Below are 20235 nucleotides of genomic sequence, written 5' to 3' on the forward strand. Positions count from 1 at the left end.
ATGGAAAAGACATATAACCCGCAAGATATCGAACAGCCGCTTTACGAGCACTGGGAACAGCAGGGCTACTTTAAACCTCATGGCGATACCCGCCAGGAGAGCTTCTGCATCATGATCCCGCCGCCGAACGTCACCGGTAGCTTGCATATGGGTCACGCGTTCCAGCAAACCATCATGGATACCATGATCCGCTACCAGCGCATGCAGGGTAAAAATACCCTGTGGCAGGCAGGTACGGACCATGCCGGTATCGCCACGCAGATGGTTGTCGAGCGCAAAATCGCCGCTGAAGAAGGCAAAACGCGCAAAGACTACGGTCGCGATGCGTTCATCGAAAAAATCTGGGAATGGAAAGCAGAATCAGGCGGCACCATCACCCGCCAGATGCGCCGCCTGGGTAACTCTGTGGACTGGGAGCGTGAGCGCTTCACCATGGACGATGGCCTGTCTGACGCGGTAAAAGAAGTGTTCGTGCGCCTGTACAAAGAGAACCTGATTTACCGTGGCAAGCGCCTGGTCAACTGGGATCCAAAACTGCGCACCGCAATTTCTGACCTGGAAGTGGAAAACCGCGAGTCGAAAGGCTCGATGTGGCATATCCGCTATCCGCTGGCCGACGGCGCGAAAACCGCCGATGGCAAAGATTACCTGGTGGTTGCCACCACCCGTCCTGAGACGGTGCTGGGCGACACCGGCGTTGCCGTTAACCCGGAAGATCCGCGCTACAAAGATCTGATCGGCAAATTTATCGTGCTGCCGTTTGTAAATCGTCGCATCCCCATCGTTGGCGATGAGCACGCGGACATGGAAAAAGGCACCGGCTGCGTGAAAATCACCCCGGCGCACGACTTCAATGACTATGAAGTTGGCCGTCGTCACCAGTTGCCGATGATCAACATCCTGACCTTTGATGGCGATATCCGTGAGCTGGCGCAGGTGTATGACTGCAACGGCGAAGAATCTGACGTTTACAGCGCGGCTATCCCGGCAGAATTCCAGAACCTGGAACGTTTCGCGGCGCGTAAAGCGATCGTTGCTGCGGTCGACGCGTTGGGCCTGCTGGAAGAGGTGAAGCCTCACGATTTGACCGTGCCTTACGGCGATCGTGGCGGCGTGGTTATCGAACCGATGCTGACCGATCAGTGGTACGTGCGTACTGCACCGCTGGCGAAAGTCGCGGTTGAAGCGGTTGAGCAAGGCGATATCCAGTTCGTGCCTAAACAGTACGAAAACATGTACTTCTCGTGGATGCGCGATATTCAGGACTGGTGTATTTCCCGTCAGCTGTGGTGGGGTCACCGCATCCCGGCCTGGTATGATGCGGAAGGCAACGTCTACGTCGGTCGCACCGAAGAAGAAGTGCGTAGCGAAAACAGCCTGGGTGCCGAAGTGGCGCTGAACCAGGATGAAGACGTGCTGGATACATGGTTCTCTTCCGGCCTGTGGACCTTCTCTACCCTTGGATGGCCTGAGAACACCGAGGCGCTGCGTACCTTCCACCCGACCAGCGTGCTGGTCAGCGGCTTCGACATCATCTTCTTCTGGATCGCCCGCATGATCATGCTGACCATGCACTTCATCAAAGATGAAGACGGCAAGCCGCAGGTTCCGTTTAAGACGGTCTATATGACCGGCCTGATCCGTGACGACGAAGGCCAGAAGATGTCCAAGTCGAAAGGCAACGTCATCGATCCGCTGGATATGGTTGACGGCATTTCGCTGGAAGACCTGCTGGAGAAACGTACCGGCAACATGATGCAGCCGCAGCTGGCCGAGAAAATCCGCAAGCGCACCGAGAAGCAGTTCCCGAACGGCATTGAGCCACACGGTACCGATGCCCTGCGTTTCACCCTGGCGGCACTGGCCTCAACCGGCCGTGACATCAACTGGGATATGAAGCGCCTGGAAGGCTACCGCAACTTCTGTAACAAGCTGTGGAACGCCAGCCGCTTTGTGCTGATGAACACCGAAGACCAGGATTGTGGCTTCAACGGTGGCGAAATGGAGCTGTCTCTGGCCGATCGCTGGATCATCGCTGAATTCAACCAGACGGTGAAAGCCTACCGCGACGCGCTGGATAACTATCGTTTCGATATCGCCGCCAACATTCTGTATGAATTCACCTGGAACCAGTTCTGTGACTGGTACCTGGAGCTGGCGAAACCGGTAATGACCGGCGGAACGGAAGTCCAGCTGCGCGGTACGCGTAATACGCTGGTGAACGTGCTGGAAGCCTTGCTGCGCCTGGCGCACCCAATCATTCCGTTTATCACTGAAACCATCTGGCAGCGCGTGAAAGTGCTGAAAAACATCAGCGACGACACCATCATGTTGCAGCCGATGCCCGCTTTCGATACCGCGAAGGTTGATGAAGCCGCACTGAACGACACCGAGTGGCTGAAACAGGCTATCGTTGCCATCCGTAATATTCGGGCGGAAATGAACCTGTCTCCTTCTAAAAAGCTCGATGTACTGCTGCGTGGCGCAAGCCCGGCTGTGGTGCAGCGCGTTACCGACAACCACAGCTTCCTGAAAACGCTGGCACGTCTGGACAGCATTACCTGTCTGGCCGCCGATGACAAAGGGCCGGTGTCGGTTACCAAGATCATCGACGGTGCCGAGCTGCTGATCCCCATGGCTGACCTGGTCGACAAGACCGCTGAGCTGGAGCGTCTGGCGAAGGAAGTCACCAAGCTGGATGTGGAAATCGGTAAGATTGAGAGCAAACTGTCGAACGAAGGTTTTGTGTCCCGCGCCCCTGAAGCTGTTGTGGCGAAAGAGCGTGAGCGCATTGCCGACTTTGAACAGGCTAAAGCGAAACTGATTGAACAGCAGGCGGTAATTGCCGCACTGTAAAGTGCAACGGGCGTCCAGCCCGTTGCCCACCGATCAGAGCCGGGCTTGCCCGGCTTTTTTGGCATGGTTAAACGAGTGAGTCTTATGACAACTGCAACGCAGCTCAATTTACACGTGCGTCCCATCACGCTGGACGATAACCCGCAGATTGCGCAGGTCATCCGCGATGTCTCCGCCGAGTTTGGCCTGACGGCCGATAAAGGCTTCACCGTGGCGGACCCGAACCTCGACCATCTTTTTGAGCTCTACAGCGAGCCTGACAGCGCCTACTGGGTAATTGAGCTGGAAGGTAAGATTGTTGGCGGCGGTGGCGTAGCGCCGCTGCAGTGCAGCGAGGAAGGGGTTTGCGAACTGCAGAAGATGTACTTTATGCCTGCGGTGCGCGGTTTGGGGCTGGCACGCGAGCTGGCGATGCAGGCGATGGACTTTGCGCGCGAGCGCGGCTTCAAACGTTGCTACCTTGAAACCACCGCTTCACTGACGCGTGCCGTGCGTCTGTATGAGCATCTGGGCTTTGAACATATTCCAGGCCCGATGGGCTGCACCGGCCACGTTGACTGCGAAGTCACCATGCTAAAAACGCTGTGATTTGAACCGGACGGAACTCCCCTTCCGTCCTGATCCCTTTCTGACTCAACCTTCTCTTAGGCTAGCCGAAATCCGGTAATCCACTGTGGAATCGCAGCTGGCTGTCCGGTTCCTGGATCAACTTCGCTTCCGTCTCGCCAATGATCTGCACGCGCGCACTGATATCGGTTTTCGATATCTCGGCTGCCAGCGCCAGATAATCCTGATAGTGCCGGGCTTCTGAGCGCAATAACGACACGTAAAACGACGCCAGCTCGTCATCCAGATGCGGCGCCAGGCTGGCGAACCGTTCGCAGGAACGCGCTTCGATATAGGCGCCACAAATCAGCTTATCCACCAGCGTCTGCGGTTCATGATTGGTGATTTCCCGCAGCAGGCCTTTGGCATAGCGGCTGGCGGTGATTTTCACATAGGGAATATTGCGCGCCTGCATAATCTCCAGCACCTGGTAAAAATGGTGCAGCTCCTCTTTGATCAGCAGCACCATTTTATCCACCAGCACATCGCCATATTTCGCGTCGACGCGGCTGATCACCGTCTTCGATAAGGTTTTATGCTGCTCGAGAAACGCCAGGTCAGCGTTCTCACAATGCACAAACTGCTCCCACGGCTTCAGCCAGGCCAGCAGCGCATCGCCGCTCTCTTTGTCCGCGACATATCGGCGGATCAGCCACATGGCGGTCTGTGCCGCTTTCAGTTCGCACACCAGATGGTCGGTGAGCAGCAGCGGCAGGTTCTCCGGCTTACGGGCCTGCTCAATCCATGCCTGCGGCGTGCGGCAATGCAAAAAAGCGTGAATGGGAGCAAGGAGGTGTTCAGTGTTCATGCGGGTCCGAAAAGTGGTGAAGGTGAACCGGCGTTCCCTTCATAAAAGTCGATGGCAGCGCAATTCTGCCCGGTCAGAAATAAACAGGCCCGGAGCAATGTCCGGGCCTGGTAACGCTTAAGCTGAATCAGTGACGGATGCCGTCATCTTCTTCATCGGCTTCGTCGCCTTCTTCATCTTCGTCCTGCGCATCAGGATCTTCGAAGTAGGTGCCCCAGCCATCGTAATCAACGTTGAACTTCGCCGCCAGATCGACCAGCTGTTCAACCTGCGTATCAATCAGTTCGGCATTCAGCGCGCCTTCGCTCAGAATATCGCAGCACATCACTTTGCTGCCATCTTCCAGTTCCAGCTCTTCTGGCTCGGTCACTTCGTAACCCAGCTTAAAGGCTTCAACCGCCGCTTTTTCCAGCGCGTCAAAACTGTCGCAAGAGAGGTGGTGTTCGATGGTGTAAAGCGCGTCCGGGTCGCTGCCATCGTCTAACAGCTCTTCAATAATCAGCCGCGTTTCTTCACGCTGCTCTTCCAGCAAGGCTTCATTTGCCATGATCCGTTCCTCTGTGTGTGGCATCTATAATGAGTATTTTCCCACAGTGCCGTTCCCGCCACTACCTTTAAACAAAAGTTTCTGCACGCCGGGGTTGAAAATGCATATTCATACGGTTAAATTGAATTTTAATTCAATAATTGTCACCTGGAGTGCTTTATGAGTCATTTATATAAACGCCATTTTCTCAGGCTGCTGGATTTTACCCCCGCTGAACTGACCGGATTACTGGCGCTGGCGTCCACGCTGAAAACCGATAAGAAAAATGGCGAGGAAATTCAGCACCTGAAAGGCAAAAATATTGCGCTCATCTTCGAAAAAGACTCGACCCGTACACGATGCTCTTTCGAAGTTGCCGCTTACGATCAGGGCGCAAACGTCACCTACCTCGGCCCGAGTGGCAGCCAGATCGGCCATAAAGAATCGATGAAAGACACGGCGCGCGTGCTGGGCCGGATGTATGACGGTATTCAGTATCGCGGTCACGGCCAGGCGCTGGTTGAGTCGCTGGCGGAGCATGCCGGCGTGCCGGTGTGGAACGGCCTGACCAACGAGTTCCACCCGACCCAGCTGCTGGCAGACCTGCTGACCATGGAAGAGCACCTGCCGGAGAAAGCCTTCAGCCAGATGGCCCTCGCCTACATCGGCGACGCGCATAACAATATGGGCAATACCCTGATGGAAGCCGCCGCGCTGGTCGGGCTGGATTTGCGTCTGGTGGCACCCAAAGGCTGCTGGCCGGATGAGGCGCTGGTCGCCGAGTGCCGTAAGGCGGCAGAGAAAACCGGCGGCAAAATCACCCTGACCGAAGATATTGCGGAAGGCGTGAACGGCGCAGATTTCATCTACACTGATGTCTGGGTGTCGATGGGCGAACCGAAAGAAGTGTGGCAGGAACGTATCGCGCTGCTGCGCAAATACCAGGTCAACAATGAGATGCTGGCGCTGACCGGCAACCCAAAAGTGAAGTTCCTGCACTGCCTGCCGGCTTTCCACGACGACCAGACCACGCTGGGCCAGCAGATGACCGAGCAATACAATCTGCAGGGCGGCATGGAAGTGACCAACGACGTGTTTGAATCCGCGCACAGCGTGGTGTTTGATCAGGCGGAAAACCGTCTGCACACCATTAAAGCGGTGATGGTCGCGACGTTGGCAAAACTGCATTAAGTTGCCAGGGGCAAACGGTTTCGGCGCTGCGGTTTTTGCTTGCCGCAGCGAGCCGATTGCGTATAATGCCCCCCGTTTGCCGGGAGGAAGCATGAAACTGAGTCGCGTTAACATTGCTGGACTGACAAGCCTGAACCCAGGCTGGCAGCGCCGTTTTTCCTTCCATGGCACCATCGATCATAAAAAGAAGCCCCTCATTGAGGGGCTTTTTTTTGCCCGTTTTTCAGCTAACCGGCACGCGTAAAGGAGAGAGATAATGGCAAACCCGTTGTTTCACAAGCATATCATTTCAATTAACGACCTCAATCGTGAAGAGCTGGAGCTGGTGCTGCACACCGCCGCCAGCCTGAAGGCCACGCCGCAGCCGGAACTGCTGAAGCATATCGTGGTGGCGAGCTGCTTCTTTGAAGCCTCCACCCGCACGCGCCTCTCCTTCGAGACCGCCATGCACCGCCTGGGCGCGTCGGTAGTCGGCTTCGCCGATGGCAGCAACACCTCACTGGGCAAGAAAGGCGAAACCCTCGCCGACACCATTTCGGTGATTGGCACCTACGTCGATGCGATTGTGATGCGCCATCCGCAGGAAGGTGCCGCGCGCCTGGCAACGGAATTCTCCAACGGGGTGCCGATCCTCAATGCCGGTGACGGCGCGAATCAGCACCCGACGCAGACCCTGCTGGACCTGTTCACCATTCAGGAAACCCAGGGCCGTCTGAACAACCTTAAGGTGGCAATGGTCGGCGACCTGAAATATGGCCGTACCGTGCACTCACTGGCACAGGCGCTGGCGAAGTTCGACGGCAACCGTTTCTACTTTATCGCCCCGGATGCGCTGGCGATGCCGGCTTACATCACCGATGTGCTGGACGAAAAAGGCATTGTCTGGAGCCGCCACGACAGCATTGAAGAAGTGGTGCCGCAGGTCGACATTCTGTATATGACCCGCGTGCAGAAAGAGCGTCTGGACCCGTCCGAATACGCTAACGTCAAAGCGCAGTTTGTGCTGCGTGCGGCTGACCTCGCCGGTGCCCGCGACAATATGAAAGTGCTGCACCCGCTGCCGCGCATCGACGAGATCACCACCGATGTCGACAAAACGCCGTATGCCTGGTACTTCCAGCAGGCGGGAAATGGCATCTATGCACGCCAGGCGCTTCTGGCGCTGGTGCTGAGTAGCGAACTGGCTCTGTAAGGGGAATTGAGATGACGCACGATAATAAACTGCAGGTCGAAGCGATTAAACGCGGCACGGTAATCGACCACATTCCGGCACAGATTGGCTTTAAGCTGCTGTCGCTGTTCCGCCTGACCGAAACCGATCAGCGCATTACCATCGGTCTGAACCTGCCGTCTGGCGAGATGGGCCGCAAAGATTTGATCAAGATTGAGAACACCTTCCTGACCGACGATCAGATCAACCAGCTGGCGGTCTATGCCCCGCACGCTACGGTTAACCGCATCGATAATTATGAAGTGGTCGGCAAAATTGCGCCGGCGCTGCCGGATCGTATCGAGCACGTGCTGACCTGCCCGAACAGCAACTGCATCAGCCGCAGCGAGCCGGTCACCTCCAGCTTCGCGGTGAAAAAACGTCAGGATGACGTGCGCTTAACCTGCAAATATTGCGAGAAGTCGTTCGCCCACCACGTGGTGCTGGCAAACTGGTAATCAGCATCCAGCGGCCTATAATGGGCCGCGGGTGAACGCCAAACCCGGCCGGAGCGACCGCCGTTGCTCCGCTAACGCAGCATCTCATTATCAGGGAGAAAGTATGTCTCGCGAAATCAGCACTGAAAACGCACCCGCCGCTATCGGTCCTTACGTGCAGGGCGTCGATCTGGGTAGCATGATCATCACTTCTGGCCAGATCCCGGTCGATCCTAAAACCGGCACCGTGGCCGACGACGTGACCGCTCAGGCACGCCAGTCGCTGGAAAACGTGAAGGCGATCGTCGAAGCCGCCGGTCTGAAAGTCGGTGACATCGTTAAAACCACGGTGTTCGTTAAGGATCTGAATGACTTCGCGACGGTGAATGCCGCGTATGAAGCGTTTTTCACCGAGCATCAGGCCAGCTTCCCGGCGCGTTCTTGCGTGGAAGTGGCCCGTCTGCCAAAAGATGTGAAAATCGAAATCGAAGCGATCGCCGTTCGTCGCTAACCGGTTCACCCTCTCCCCGCCGCGGGAGAGGGTTTTCGTCCTACCGTTCCGCCCGCAATAACCGCTCAATCGGATAAACCAGCGCCAGCACCACTTCATCCTGGGTGGCCGCCGCTTTATCCAGCGTCGCCTGCATTTTTGCCACTTCATCCGACCCGAACGCCCGGTTATCCTCAATGGCATCCAGCAATGACAGGCCGATGCGGCTTATCGCTTCCAGCTGCTGCGCCACCGGCTGAAGCGGCTGTAGCGCATAATTTTGCGCCAGCAGCGGCATTACCTCCGGCACGTTTTGCTGCCACAGGCGCAGCTGATGACGTATAGCCTGCAGTGCCTGGCGGTCGCTCCGGTTGGCAATCAATGCCCCGACCTGCTGGTTAAGCTCGCGCACCTTATCGCTCTCAGCGGGTAACACATCGGCAAGCCGGTTTAGCGGTTCGTTCAGGTCATAATGTCCGGCCTGGAATTTCAGGTGCTGACGGGTGTAATACTGGGCCGGCTCCAGCGCTTCCGCGAAGATTTGCAGCGGCACGGTATTGCTGCTGTTCGCCAGCCGGATCATCTGGGTCTGCGTCTGGGCATGCTGCTGCAAGCCCACCGAGACGGCTGACCAGCTGTCCACCGCCGCCAGCCGCCGGTACATGTTCTGCTCATTGGTCACATCCTTCGCCGACCACAGACGCTCCGCGACGACATAGGCGCGCGGCCACAGGCGCACATCAATCACCTGCGGATTGACGATTTCTGCCCACAGCGCCGCTTCGCCGCCCAGCAGGTTATCTTTCATCTGCTGCTCACTGGGTACCGCAGGCTGGATACCGATCGGCACCGCATTCAGCTTAGTGCCCTGAGCAGGATAGCGGGCGTTGCCCACCCGCATATAGCCGCTGAGCCTGTCGCCATCCAGCGAGACCACCGGCTGGAAATCACCCATCCAGGTATCCACGCTGAAAGTCACTTGATGCGGTGACAGCCACTCGACGTCGCGTACCATCCGCCGCGATTTCCCGGCAAAATCGATAAAGCCGCGCCATTCGCCGCCATGCTCGATAAGCGTAAAGCTGCCCTTCACCGCGCTGCCTTTCAGCCTTGGCATGCTGAACTGCCAGCTCTGCGCCGTATCGCCCTGCTGCAGCCGATCGTGCCCGTCCAGACCCACGGGATAGACTTCGTTGCGGTAGTGATAAGAGGCCGGCTGCGCTTGATCCAGATAGAAACCGGCGGAGAGAATGCCGTGATAATCCTGCTTGCTGACCTCGCCCAACGCATCCTGCCCCTGCCAGGATTGGATCAGAATGCTTTTTGGCAGATCCGGATGGGCGATCTCATCCCAGCCCATCATCTGGCGATGATGCTGCTCAAGGATCTTCTCCACCCGCTGGTTGAAATACGCCTGCAGCGCATGCTCATCCTTCAGCCCTTTTTCCCGCATAAAGTCCTGAACAGGTTTGGATTCCTTCCACTGCGTGGCATCCACTTCGTCGCCACCGATATGCAGCCACGGATCGGGGAACACCGCCGCCACTTCCCCGACCAGGGTGTCGATAAACTGATAAACCTGCTCGTTGCTGGGATCGAGCAGCGGTTTGAACACGCCCCAGCCACGTTCGATCTGATACGGCCCCGGCGCGCTGATCAATTCGGGCATCGCTACTGCCAGCGCCGTCGCATGACCCGGAAGATCGATCTCCGGCACCACGCGTACGCCACGATCCGCTGCGTACTGCACGATCGATCTCATCTGATCCTGGGTGTAGAACAGGCCGTCACTGCCCTTTTCCTGCAGCTGTGGATAATGACTGGAGGCGAATCGCCAGCCCTGATCGTCGGTCAGGTGCCAGTGGAAGACGTTCATTCTGGCCGAGGCAATGCCATCAATCTGGCGGCGGAGTGTGTCGAGCGGCATAAAATGACGGGCGGAATCGATCAGGATGCCACGCCAGGGAAAGCGCGGGCTGTCGTGGATAGTGACATAAGGGATCTCGCTAGCCTGCCGGGTGTTCTGCACCAGTTGCAGCACGGTTTCCATGCCACGCATCGCACCAAAACGCGTGGCGGCATTCAGCACCACGCCGTCACCGCTGACCTGCAGGCTGTAGCTTTCATCGCTGTCCGGCTGCGGGATCGGATCGACGCGTTTGGCGATGATAATGCGGATGGTCGGCTGCGCCACCTCAGCGGTTTGCGGCATCATCTGCCAGCCGGTTTGCAGGCCAATACGCTGACGCCAGCGATCTACCGATCCCGGCAGATCGTCGCCCTCAATGCGGATCGAAAGCCGGTTATCCAGCCGCAAACTGCCGCCGCTGGCGGGCTGCTCAACCTGTTGTGGCCAGGGCATCAACGGCAGGTTGCCAGCGGGGGTTGCCTGAGCATAGAGTGAGACAAACAGGGCGCTGGCAAGTAACGACAAACGCAAAAACTGAGGCATCAAAAGGTCTCCATAAGTATGACGGGCCAAAAAAGGCAAAAAACCCATAAAACATATTTCGCAATGCGCAGCAAGTGAGTTGTGACTAATCCCCCAGGCACTGTCTTGTTTTGTGACGCCTTGCCAGATAATGGCTAATCTTAGGGAATAAGAACGGATTACAGCAATCAACACAGCCAGACCCTTTCACCTGAGAATCAGGATTGAGCGATGACCAAAATTCCCCCGTGGTGGCAAAACGGCGTTATTTATCAAATTTATCCCAAGAGTTTTCAGGACACGACCGGCAGCGGAACGGGCGATCTGGCAGGCGTGATCCAGCGGCTCGACTATTTAAAACAGCTCGGCGTGGATGCAATCTGGCTGACGCCGTTCTATATCTCCCCGCAGGTCGACAACGGCTATGACGTGGCGAACTATATCGCCATCGATCCGATTTTTGGCACCCTGAACGACTTCGACAGGCTGGTCGAAGAGACGCATCGGCGCGGCATGCGCATTATTCTGGATATGGTGTTTAACCACAGTTCGACCCAGCATCACTGGTTCCATGAGGCGCTGGATCGCGAGAGTCCCTATCGTTCCTATTATATCTGGCGTGACGGCACGCCAACTCAGCCGCCGAACAACTGGCTGTCGAAGTTTGGTGGCAACGCCTGGCGCTGGCATCCGGAAAGCGCCCAGTACTATATGCACCTGTGGGCACCGGAGCAGGCCGAGCTTAACTGGGAGAATGATAATCTGCGCGCCGAGCTGAAGCAGATCGTCAACTTCTGGGCCGATCGCGGCATCGACGGGCTGCGGCTGGATGTGGTGAACCTGGTGTCCAAGCATCAGGATTTCCCGGACGATCCCGGTGGCGACGGGCTGCGGCTGTATACCGATGGTCCGCGCATCCATGAGTTTATGCAGGAAATGAGCCGCGACGTGTTTCGCCCCCGTGAGCTGATGACCGTAGGCGAGATGTCTTCCGCCACCCTTGAGCACTGCCAGCGCTATGGCGCGCTGGATGGCGAAGAGCTGTCGATGGTATTCAGCTTCGATCATGTTGAGGTGGATTTTTACAACGGCCAGAAATGGACGCTGACGCCGCTGGATCTGGTGGCGCAAAAGGCGATCTTCAGCCACTGGCAGCATGGCATGCACAATCAGGCGTGGAACGCGCTGTTCTGGTGTAACCACGATCAGCCACGGGTGGTGTCGCGCTGGGGAGATGAAGATCGCTACCGCGTGCAGTCGGCCAAAATGCTGGCGCTGGTGCTGCACGGGATGCAGGGCACGCCGTATATCTTCCAGGGTGAAGAGCTGGGGATGACCAATCCCCACTTCACCCGCATCATCGATTACCGCGATATCGAAAGCCACAATATGTACGCCGAGCTGCGCTCTCAGGGTCGTGACAGCGATAACCTGCTGGCGATTCTGGCCAGTAAATCCCGCGATAACGGCCGCACGCCAATCCCCTGGAACGCGGGCGAGAATGGCGGCTTCACCAGCGGCACGCCGTGGATCGGTATGTGCGACAACCTGGAAACAATCAACGCCGAGGCGGCACTGGCCGACAAGGGATCGGTGTTTTACACCTATCAGCGGTTGATCCAGCTGCGCAAAGAGTTCGCGATCCTCACCTGGGGCGATTACCTCGATCTGCTGCCGGATCATCCTTATCTGTGGTGTTACTGTCGACGCATGGACAACGAGACGCTGGTGGTGGCAACCAACTTCAGTGCCGAAACCCAGGTCTGGCACCCACCGGCCTACAGCGGTCAGTGGGACGTGCTGATCAGCAACTATCCCGATACCCACGTCACGCCCGGTGAAGTGATGCTGCGCCCGTGGGAAGCGGTCTGGTGGTATCAGAAGCGCTGATTGCGCCTGGCGGCAATCGACCGCAGAGACGAGACGTCAGAGCGGCGCAAACAGCGTCGCCAGATCGTCACTGGTGAAGCTGGCGGGTTCGCTCAGTTCATCCTCAAGGATGCTGTCGGCCAGTTCGGCTTTCTGCCCCTGCAGCGCGACGATCTTCTCTTCAATGCTGCCCGCGGCAATCAGTTTATAGACGAACACCGGCTTGTCCTGACCGAGGCGATACGCGCGGTCGGTGGCCTGATTCTCTGCCGCCGGATTCCACCAGGGATCGTAATGGATCACCGTGTCCGCCGCGGTGAGATTGAGCCCCACACCACCGGCCTTCAGGCTGATCAAAAATACCGGGACCTCACCTTCCTGAAAACGCCTCACCGGCTCAATACGATCCCGCGTGCTGCCGGTCAGCGTCACAAACGGAATGCGGGCTTTTTGCAGCTCTTCCGCGATCAGCGACAGCATGGTGGTGAACTGCGAGAAGATCAGGATCCGGCGATCCTCCGCCAGCAGATCGTCCAGCATCTCCCGCAGCAGCGCCAGCTTGGCGGAATGCTTCACTTTCGCGGCCTTATCGGTTTTGACCAGCCGCGGATCGCAGCATATCTGTCGCAGCTTGAGTAACGCATCCAGCACCAGCAGATGGCTGCGCCCGGCGCCTTGCTGCTCAACCGCCAGCCGCACACGATCCTGCATCGCACTGCGCACGGATTCGTACAGCTCGCGCTGGCTGCCTTCCATCTCGACCGAACGCACGATGGTGTTCTTCGGCGGCAGTTCTTTTGCCACTTCCTGCTTGCGTCGGCGCAGCATAAACGGCCTGACGCGTCGCGCTAACAGCTCTCTGCGCACCCGGTCACCGTTGCGCTCAATCGGCACGCGCCAGTCCTGCGTAAACTGTTTTTCGCTGCCGAGGAAGCCCGGCAGCAGGAAATCGAACTGTGACCACAGCTCGCCGAGGTGGTTTTCCAGCGGCGTACCGGTCAGGCACAAGCGGTGGCGGGATTTCAGCGAGCGGATCACCGACGCCGCGCGTGAGGCGCTGTTCTTGACGTACTGCGCTTCATCGAGGATCAACAGATGATAGCTGTGGCCAATCAGCTGCGGCTGGTCACGCCATAACAGGGAATAGGTGGTGAGCACCACATCGTACTTTTCGATGTCATCATAAAAGGCTTTGCGATCCGGCCCGGTCAGCGCCAGCACCTTCAGCTCTGGCGTAAAGCGGCTGGCTTCCTGCGTCCAGTTATAGACCAGCGTGGTCGGCACCACGATCAGCGCCGGACGGTCCAGCCTGCCCGCCTCTTTTTCCAGCTGAAGATGCGCCAGCGTCTGCACGGTCTTGCCCAGTCCCATATCATCCGCCAGCACGCCGGAGAGGTCATGGGCGCGCAGGAACTGCATCCAGTTCAGCCCTTGCTGCTGATAGTCACGCAGCTGGGCATGCAGCCCTTTTGGTGGCTCAACCGGCAGGATGCCTTCGCTGGACCTCAGGCGTTCCGCCAGCTGACAGACACCGCTGTCGCCGTGAAACTGCCAGCGACCGGTGTCATTCAGCGCGGTTAAGCGCCCTGCCTCGTAAGGCGCAATCCGCAGCGGCGTATGGGCCCCTAACGCAAACAGATCGATAAGATTGCCGACCAACGGCTTCATGATGCTGGCGCTGATATGCAGACGTTCGTTGCGATCGCTTCGGAGTTCGATCACTTCCTCGTCGGGGATTTGATTGAGGTTGCCGGAGAACCAGCGGCGATCTTTCTGGAACAGCGCGGAGAGTAACGGCTGCATCCGCACCTGGCGTTTGCCGACGTTGACTTCCAGCTCAAGGTTGAACCAGCCGTCCTGCCCCTGCACCGCTTTGCCTTCGATGCCGGCAATGTCGGTGACGTTCCAGGTGAAGTCATCGTCCATGCTGACCTTCCAGCCGCGCTTGCGCAGTTTCGGCAGCTGTTTGCGGATAAACGTCCGCCACGCAGCCGGGGTTTCCGGGGCAAAGATCACCGGTGGCAATGGCGTGGATTCAGGCGTGTAGATGTGCCCGGCCGGGATGGTTTCCAGCCCGGCGGCATTCAGCTCCTGCAACCAGCTCTCCTCCAGCGCCGGCTGACGCTGAATCAAAAAAGGCGCGCCCTGACGGTCTTCAAAGCGTTCACCGCTGCTGCCCGCCGGGACGGCGATGCCCGAGTAGTCAAAATGCACCGCAGCGAAGTCCAGCTTCTTCTGCCGGTGGCCATAGCGACCAAAGCCACTGACAAATTTTGCGCGTGATTCAAGCCGCAGCGTTGGCACTGGCGTGGTGGAGATTCGGTGTAATGTGGGTTCTTCTGACGCTTTTTCAGGCTGCTGTTGCAGATAAGCCAGCATCACCGCCGCAACATGGCGGCAGTTGTTTTTTACCGGACAGGTGCATTCGCCATTGGCCAGCAGCTTGCCCTGCGGCGTGCTGAAATGCACCATCACCTGGAAGGGTTCGATTTTTCTGCCCGGCACTTCGCCGGTCAGCAGGTTGTTTTGCCACTGAATATTCTGCGCTTTTTCCACCAGGCTTCTTCCCCTGGCAACGGTGCGCGCACCGATCCATCGGCTAACCTGTTTTTCATTGTACGTCACAGAAGGCATCAGACAGTATCCCGGGATGACCTGAGCAAAGACATGTTTGCTCCGCATAACAGGCAATAATATGAATTCCTCTGCTATGAATGCAACTGAAGCGCGTCATTCAGGCGCCAAAAAATACTTTCAGCTGCGATGTTGCCCGTTCCCCGGCCAAAGTTTCAGCGCCGTGCGCGTTGACAACCCGCACGCCACCACCCAGGCACAATGCGGGTGGTGGCGTGCTGAGGTAAAAAGACTGAAGTCGATTAACGCACTTACACGGCGGGCTGTGAAGCGGCGGCGGCTTCCACACTTTGCTGCCTGGCCTGTAGCTCCTCACGGGCTTTCAGGTTGTCCCACGCGCGGAAGAACGGGTAATAGACCACCAGCGAGATCCCCAGATTCACCACCTGCAGAATGGTTCCGGAAATGTGCCCGCCGGTTGCCAGATAGCCGCTAACGAAGATCGGCGTGGTGAACGGCAGCGCAATCCCGGCGGGCGGTGCCACCAGCCCGGTAGACATTGAGAAATAGGAAACCAGCACCAGCAGCACCGGCGTCAGGATAAACGGCAGGAAGAAGTACGGGTTCATCACCAGCGGAATGCCAAACACCATCGGTTCGCTGATATTAAACAGCGCGCCCGGTGCGGCGATTTTACCCAGTTGGCGCATCTGTGCGCTGCGGCTGCTGACAACCATAAAGATCACCAGTCCCAGCAATGCCCCGGTCCCGCCCGGCGCGATCCACAGGTCGTAAAACTGCTGGGTAATAATGTGTGGTATCGGCAGGTTATGTTGAAACGCGTTCAGGTTTTCGGTCATATTAGACAGCCACACCGGCTGAATAAACACCAGCACGATGGCATCGCCATGCAGCCCCAACGTCCACAACACGCCAATCAGGATCACCGAGAAAATCATCCCCGGCAGCGTGCCGCCGACATGATGCATCGGAATGCCGATGATGGTGGCGATCATGTTATTTACGTCACCAAAGGAGGAGGCTTCCACCGCCAGCCTGATCGCCAGCACCACCGCCAGTACGCAGAAGCCGGGAACCAGCGCCAGGAACGATTTGGCCACCGCTGGCGGCACCCCTTCCGGCATGCGGATCACCAGATTTCGCCCGCTGACAAAGCGGTAAATTTCGGTGGAGAGTAACGAGATAATGATCGCCACAAACAGCCCCTGACTGCCCACCAGGTTAACCGGGATCACGCCATCAATCACTTTCTGCGCCGCGCCTTCTACTGGCGCAAACAAGGTGTGCTGCGGGATGGTCATCATAAAGGCCACCAGCGACATCGCACCGCTGGTGAGGGGATCGATAGTGCGGTATTTTTCCGCCAGCCGGTAAGCGATGCCGAAGCTGGAGAGGATCGCCATGATGTCGTAAGTGGCTTTCACCGGATACAACAGCTTGTCCCGCCAGCTATCGCCAAACAGGTCAGCCATCAGATGCCCCCAGGCGGGGATCGGCAGATAGGCAAAAATCAGGAAGAAAGAGCCAATCAGCATAAACGGCATATTCAAAATGATGCCGTCACGCACCGACAGCACATGCTTTTGCCCGGCGACTTTCAGCGCTACGGGCAGGACATAACGCTCAATGAATGTTTTTTTCACAGTCACAGACACCCCCATCACCGGTTCGTCGCCGGTGTTTTTCACATCAGTTAAATTGCGGCAGATACGGTTTGTTTAGCGTCAGCACGTCTTCCAGCAACGCTTCAGCACTGGCGAGATTTCCAATCAGTGGATTGGTCACCAGCGCCAGCAGCGCGCTCTGACGATCGCCTTTGACCGCGGCTTCGATGGTCAGCCTTTCAAAGTCTTTTACCTGTTGCGTCAGGCCATTCATGGCCGGCGGCAGGCGGCCAAACGCCAGCGGATGCGCGCCCTGGGCGTCAATCAGGCAGTTGGTTTCAACCACCGCATCATCCGCCAGTCCCTGAATCGCCCCGTTATTGCGGCAGTTCACCACCAGCTCTTTGCCGGCGTTGGTATAGATTGCGCTGATAAGTTCCACGGCCACTTCCGAATAGTGCGCGCCGCCACGGAAGCTAAGCTGCTCGGGCTTGGTGTCCAGCTGCGGATCGGCATACAGCGCAAAGAGCTCGGCTTCGACTTTCATCACCTGTTCGGCTCGGGTACCGCGAGATTTTGCTGCCTCAACTTCTTCTTCGATCATCGCGGCGGTTTGATAAAAGTAGCGATGGTAAGGACAGGGAATTGCGCCCAGCGCTTTCAGGAACGCCGGCGGCCACGGTAAATCCTTGATGTTGTTCATCGACAGGGCGTTGCCATCACACAGCAGGTCGATCGCCTTCGCCGTCAGGTCTTCACCCAACCGGCTGACCTTGTGCACCCAGACCATATGATTCAGCCCGGCAAAGCGCAGCGACAGTTCCTGATAAGGCACCGCAAGCATATCGGCAATCATGTGGTGCATGGTAATGGGGACGTTGCACAGGCCGATGATTTTTGCCCGGCTGTAGCGAGACACGGCTTCGGTAACAATCCCCGCCGGGTTGGTGAAGTTGATGATAAAGGCGTCCGGCGCCAGCTCTTCCACCTTGCGCGCCACGTTCAGCATGACCGGAATGGTCCGCAGCGCTTTGGCAAAGCCGCCAACGCCGGTGGTTTCCTGTCCCAGCAAACCATATTTCAGCCCCAACCGCTCATCGGCCGCGCGGGCGGCTAACTGCCCAACCCGCAGCTGCGTCAGCACAAAGCTGGCACCCCGGATGGCGTCATCCAGCTCGAAGTGAACGCTGACGTTGACCTGCTCCAGCCCTTTGTGCCTGAGCATCCGGCGGGCGAGTGCGGCGATCGCTTCCACCTTCTCGCGCCCGGCTTCCACATCAACCAGCGCCAGTTCGGTGATCGGCACCTGTTGATAGCGCTGGATCAGACCTTCCATCAATTCGGGCGTATAGCTGCTGCCACCGCCAACGACTGCGATCTTAAGCATGACTGACCTCCTGCGGTAAACGGCGATAGAGGGTGATGAAATCCGTCGCCAGATCCTGGATCAGCATCGCATTCATCAGGTGATCCTGAGCGTGGACGGTGATTAAGGTCACCGGCACTTTGCCGCAGCCTTCATCCATGCCGATCAGTTCGGTCTGGATGTGGTGGGCTTCGTTGACCGACTCTTTGGCGGCCGCCATCGCGAGATCGGCGGCGATAAAATCCCCGCTTCGGGCATTTTGCAGAGCGCAAAGCGCATGGCTTCGGGCGCTTCCAGCCCTGACCAGCAACTCCATGATCAGATTTTCCAGTGACATAAAAATTCCTCTTTGACGAAAAAAAAGTGCAGTAAGCCGCACGCTGCAAAGGCAGCGCGTAACAGCGATAAATAAAAAGGGAAGTGAGGGATTAGGCTCCCATCAGCGCCAGAGCTTTATCCAGTACGTTGTCACCGCGCATCATGCCGTAATCCAGCATATCGATAACGGCGACCTGCTTGCCCTGTGGAGCAGCCAGCGCCTGAAGTCGTGCGGCTTCATACTGAACCTGCGGGCCGAGCAGAACGATATCCGCGCCAGCCAGTTCCTGTTCGAAACTGGCCACCGGGACGGCTTCGATCTCAATCTGCAGCGCGCGCTTTTGCGCTTCGGCTTTCATCTTAGTGACCAGCATGCTGGTGGACATTCCAGCGGCACAACACAATACGATTCGCATCAGCTTTCCTCCTGTGATGGCGTGGAAGAATATAAGCCTGAAGCCGATCGTTCTGTAAATACCCCCGGGACATAGGATTTGCTGATGTTTTTTGAAAGCCGTTAATAATCATCAGGATAGAATAAATGCCTTATGAAAATAATTTTCATGAATGTGATCTGGATAGATTTTCACAGATCGCGATCGGAGTGGGTATATTTAATAATCGATAAAAATCATCACCTTAATTGAAAAGCCCTCCCTTTCACGCTAAAAACCCCCTTGTGAAAAAGTTTTTCATTGGCATATGATGGTAAAACAGTTCTCTGGTGTTAAACGTCAAAGGCATAACGGTTCTGGATATTCTCTGGCAGTTGCAAACAGCACAGGCTCGCTTTCCCGCCCCACAGTCGCGGGTCGCGCGCTTTGTGCTGGATAACTTAACGTTTACTTCTCAGGCCAGTATTGAACAGCTGGCCACGAAGGCAGGGGTAAGTGCTGAGACGCTGACGGCTTTCGCACGCTCGGTAGGATGCAAAGATTTGAATGATTTTATGGCGCAGTTGCGGGCCCTGAACAGCAAACAGGTCGACGAGAATAGCGTTGCGCCTGCCGTCACCGGGGATATCGATTTTTCGACCACCACCGCGCTGGAGAAGCTCGCCGCTAAGGCCGGCATCGGCCCGGATATGCTCAAGCGGTTTGCGCGCTCGATTGGCCGGGAAGACTTCAGCGATATTCTGTTCCAGATCCGCCGCCGCCTGAACGAGCTGAGCCAGCAGGAAGCGAAGGTTGCCCGTGCGGTGCTGGAAGATGTCGACTTCGCCTCGTCCGCCTCGATTGAACAGCTTGCGACCCGCTCCGGCGTCAGCCCGGCGACGATCACGCGCTTTGCCAAATCGGTGGGCTGTGAAGATATCCGTGAGTTGAGGATGAAGCTGGCTCAGGCCAGCACCAGCCATTCACGCTATCTGCCGGCCAGAGAGGCCACGAATCTGCCTGCCGCATGGCAGCAGACGCTTGCAGGCGTTGAGCAGGCGCTGCAAACGCAGCTGCAGACCAGCGATACCCACGCCTTCAGCCAGGCCGCTGCCTGTCTTAAAAAAGCCCGCAGCGTGACGCTATTTGCGATGGGCAATCAGGATGCGCCGTTTGCCAGTGAGCTACAGCATCGTCTGCTGGAAGCGGGCATCATGACCACCCTTTGCCAGGAAAGTAATCTGATGCGGATGACGGCCGCCACGCTAAGCGACGATCACGCGCTGCTGGTGCTGACCACCGATGAAGCCGATATCATGCTGCAAGCGGCGGTGTTACAGGCGCGCGAGCACGGTTTGCCGATCGTCACCCTTGCCCCAGCCTCCAGCCCGCTGGCGGCAATGTCACAGCATCTGATTGCCCTGCCTGCCGGGCAGAAACTGGCGCGTTATGGTGTGTTAATGGCGATTGATTTACTGCTGGCGGAGTGGCAATAAACCGGCTGACATCCCGCTAACGTCTCCCTGCATCAGGCATGGTCCGCGCCCCTTTCCG

The 20235-nt window shown here is 57.4% G+C and carries 17 protein-coding genes; 9 read left to right on the forward strand and 8 right to left on the reverse strand.

Annotated features, from left to right (window positions below; genetic code table 11):
- Entirely contained in the window at positions 1-2856 is a 2856-nt protein-coding gene (locus EBC_RS21545; protein ID WP_013203983.1) for a valine--tRNA ligase, read from the forward strand.
- Positions 2857-2940: 84 nt separating this feature from the next.
- Entirely contained in the window at positions 2941-3444 is a 504-nt protein-coding gene (locus EBC_RS21550) for a GNAT family N-acetyltransferase (protein ID WP_013203984.1), read from the forward strand.
- 61 nt (positions 3445-3505) lie between these two features.
- On the opposite strand, the gene miaE is transcribed toward EBC_RS21550, so the two are convergent.
- Both miaE and rraB read right to left on the reverse strand, forming a co-directional pair.
- A complete protein-coding gene (gene miaE / locus EBC_RS21555) occupies positions 3506-4270 on the reverse strand; it encodes a tRNA isopentenyl-2-thiomethyl-A-37 hydroxylase MiaE (protein ID WP_013203985.1) in 765 nt (254 codons plus the stop codon).
- Positions 4271-4397: 127 nt separating this feature from the next.
- Positions 4398-4817, reverse strand: a complete 420-nt coding sequence (rraB, locus tag EBC_RS21560; protein ID WP_013203986.1) for a ribonuclease E inhibitor RraB — start codon at positions 4815-4817, stop codon at positions 4398-4400.
- Between the two features lie 159 nt (positions 4818-4976).
- Between rraB and argF the strand changes: the two genes are divergently transcribed.
- The 5 genes from argF (at position 4977) to ridA (ending at position 8145) form a co-directional block, all read left to right on the forward strand.
- On the forward strand, positions 4977-5987 hold the full coding sequence (argF, locus tag EBC_RS21565) for an ornithine carbamoyltransferase (protein WP_013203987.1): 1011 nt from the start codon (positions 4977-4979) through the stop codon (positions 5985-5987).
- Positions 5988-6078: 91 nt separating this feature from the next.
- Complete coding sequence (locus EBC_RS25880) at positions 6079-6231, forward strand: hypothetical protein (RefSeq protein WP_013203988.1); 153 nt, start codon at positions 6079-6081, stop codon at positions 6229-6231.
- A gap of 12 nt (positions 6232-6243) precedes the next feature.
- Positions 6244-7179, forward strand: coding sequence for an aspartate carbamoyltransferase (gene pyrB / locus EBC_RS21570; protein WP_013203989.1), 936 nt, complete (start codon positions 6244-6246; stop codon positions 7177-7179).
- An 11-nt stretch (positions 7180-7190) separates the two neighbouring features.
- The gene (pyrI, locus tag EBC_RS21575) at positions 7191-7655 is read left to right on the forward strand and encodes an aspartate carbamoyltransferase regulatory subunit (RefSeq protein ID WP_013203990.1); all 465 of its coding nucleotides are present in this window, start codon (positions 7191-7193) and stop codon (positions 7653-7655) included.
- A gap of 103 nt (positions 7656-7758) precedes the next feature.
- Positions 7759-8145, forward strand: coding sequence for a 2-iminobutanoate/2-iminopropanoate deaminase (ridA, locus tag EBC_RS21580; protein WP_013203991.1), 387 nt, complete (start codon positions 7759-7761; stop codon positions 8143-8145).
- 40 nt (positions 8146-8185) lie between these two features.
- On the opposite strand, the gene EBC_RS21585 is transcribed toward ridA, so the two are convergent.
- The gene (locus EBC_RS21585) at positions 8186-10576 is read right to left on the reverse strand and encodes a beta-N-acetylhexosaminidase (protein ID WP_013203992.1); all 2391 of its coding nucleotides are present in this window, start codon (positions 10574-10576) and stop codon (positions 8186-8188) included.
- A 210-nt stretch (positions 10577-10786) separates the two neighbouring features.
- Here EBC_RS21585 and EBC_RS21590 point away from each other — a divergent pair, with 210 nt between their 5' ends.
- The gene (locus tag EBC_RS21590; protein WP_013203993.1) at positions 10787-12445 is read left to right on the forward strand and encodes an alpha,alpha-phosphotrehalase; all 1659 of its coding nucleotides are present in this window, start codon (positions 10787-10789) and stop codon (positions 12443-12445) included.
- A gap of 36 nt (positions 12446-12481) precedes the next feature.
- On the opposite strand, the gene EBC_RS21595 is transcribed toward EBC_RS21590, so the two are convergent.
- From EBC_RS21595 to EBC_RS21615, 5 genes are all read right to left on the reverse strand, one after another.
- The gene (locus tag EBC_RS21595; protein ID WP_041692434.1) at positions 12482-15058 is read right to left on the reverse strand and encodes a DEAD/DEAH box helicase; all 2577 of its coding nucleotides are present in this window, start codon (positions 15056-15058) and stop codon (positions 12482-12484) included.
- Between the two features lie 251 nt (positions 15059-15309).
- Positions 15310-16662 carry a PTS cellobiose transporter subunit IIC gene (gene celB, locus EBC_RS21600; RefSeq protein ID WP_013203995.1) on the reverse strand — a complete coding sequence of 451 codons (1353 nt, stop codon included), beginning with the start codon at positions 16660-16662 and terminating at the stop codon, positions 15310-15312.
- Between the two features lie 46 nt (positions 16663-16708).
- Positions 16709-18010, reverse strand: a complete 1302-nt coding sequence (locus EBC_RS21605; protein ID WP_013203996.1) for a 6-phospho-beta-glucosidase — start codon at positions 18008-18010, stop codon at positions 16709-16711.
- Positions 18003-18326, reverse strand: a complete 324-nt coding sequence (locus EBC_RS21610; RefSeq protein WP_013203997.1) for a PTS lactose/cellobiose transporter subunit IIA — start codon at positions 18324-18326, stop codon at positions 18003-18005. Before EBC_RS21610 ends, EBC_RS21605 begins: the two co-directional genes overlap by 8 nt.
- A 91-nt stretch (positions 18327-18417) precedes the next feature.
- Positions 18418-18726 (reverse strand): PTS sugar transporter subunit IIB, encoded by a 309-nt coding sequence (locus EBC_RS21615; RefSeq protein WP_071822128.1) that lies wholly within the window; start codon positions 18724-18726, stop codon positions 18418-18420.
- 305 nt (positions 18727-19031) lie between these two features.
- Between EBC_RS21615 and EBC_RS21620 the strand changes: the two genes are divergently transcribed.
- The gene (locus tag EBC_RS21620) at positions 19032-20177 is read left to right on the forward strand and encodes a MurR/RpiR family transcriptional regulator (protein ID WP_013203999.1); all 1146 of its coding nucleotides are present in this window, start codon (positions 19032-19034) and stop codon (positions 20175-20177) included.
- Positions 20178-20235 lie beyond the last annotated feature (58 nt).

Origin of the sequence: Erwinia billingiae Eb661 (assembly GCF_000196615.1) — a bacterium.
Taxonomy (GTDB): Bacteria; Pseudomonadota; Gammaproteobacteria; order Enterobacterales; family Enterobacteriaceae; genus Erwinia; species Erwinia billingiae.

Excerpts from the sequence above, each read along its gene's own strand:
- EBC_RS21545 (WP_013203983.1), top strand. The coding sequence starts at position 1 with ATGGAAAAGACATATAACCCGCAAGATATCGAACAGCCGCTTTACGAG.
- EBC_RS21550 (WP_013203984.1), top strand. The coding sequence starts at position 2,941 with ATGACAACTGCAACGCAGCTCAATTTACACGTGCGTCCCATCACGCTG.
- miaE (WP_013203985.1), bottom strand. The coding sequence starts at position 4,270 with ATGAACACTGAACACCTCCTTGCTCCCATTCACGCTTTTTTGCATTGC.
- rraB (WP_013203986.1), bottom strand. The coding sequence starts at position 4,817 with ATGGCAAATGAAGCCTTGCTGGAAGAGCAGCGTGAAGAAACGCGGCTG.
- argF (WP_013203987.1), top strand. The coding sequence starts at position 4,977 with ATGAGTCATTTATATAAACGCCATTTTCTCAGGCTGCTGGATTTTACC.
- EBC_RS25880 (WP_013203988.1), top strand. The coding sequence starts at position 6,079 with ATGAAACTGAGTCGCGTTAACATTGCTGGACTGACAAGCCTGAACCCA.
- pyrB (WP_013203989.1), top strand. The coding sequence starts at position 6,244 with ATGGCAAACCCGTTGTTTCACAAGCATATCATTTCAATTAACGACCTC.
- pyrI (WP_013203990.1), top strand. The coding sequence starts at position 7,191 with ATGACGCACGATAATAAACTGCAGGTCGAAGCGATTAAACGCGGCACG.
- ridA (WP_013203991.1), top strand. The coding sequence starts at position 7,759 with ATGTCTCGCGAAATCAGCACTGAAAACGCACCCGCCGCTATCGGTCCT.
- EBC_RS21585 (WP_013203992.1), bottom strand. The coding sequence starts at position 10,576 with ATGCCTCAGTTTTTGCGTTTGTCGTTACTTGCCAGCGCCCTGTTTGTC.
- EBC_RS21590 (WP_013203993.1), top strand. The coding sequence starts at position 10,787 with ATGACCAAAATTCCCCCGTGGTGGCAAAACGGCGTTATTTATCAAATT.
- EBC_RS21595 (WP_041692434.1), bottom strand. The coding sequence starts at position 15,058 with ATGCCTTCTGTGACGTACAATGAAAAACAGGTTAGCCGATGGATCGGT.
- EBC_RS21605 (WP_013203996.1), bottom strand. The coding sequence starts at position 18,010 with ATGCTTAAGATCGCAGTCGTTGGCGGTGGCAGCAGCTATACGCCCGAA.
- EBC_RS21610 (WP_013203997.1), bottom strand. The coding sequence starts at position 18,326 with ATGTCACTGGAAAATCTGATCATGGAGTTGCTGGTCAGGGCTGGAAGC.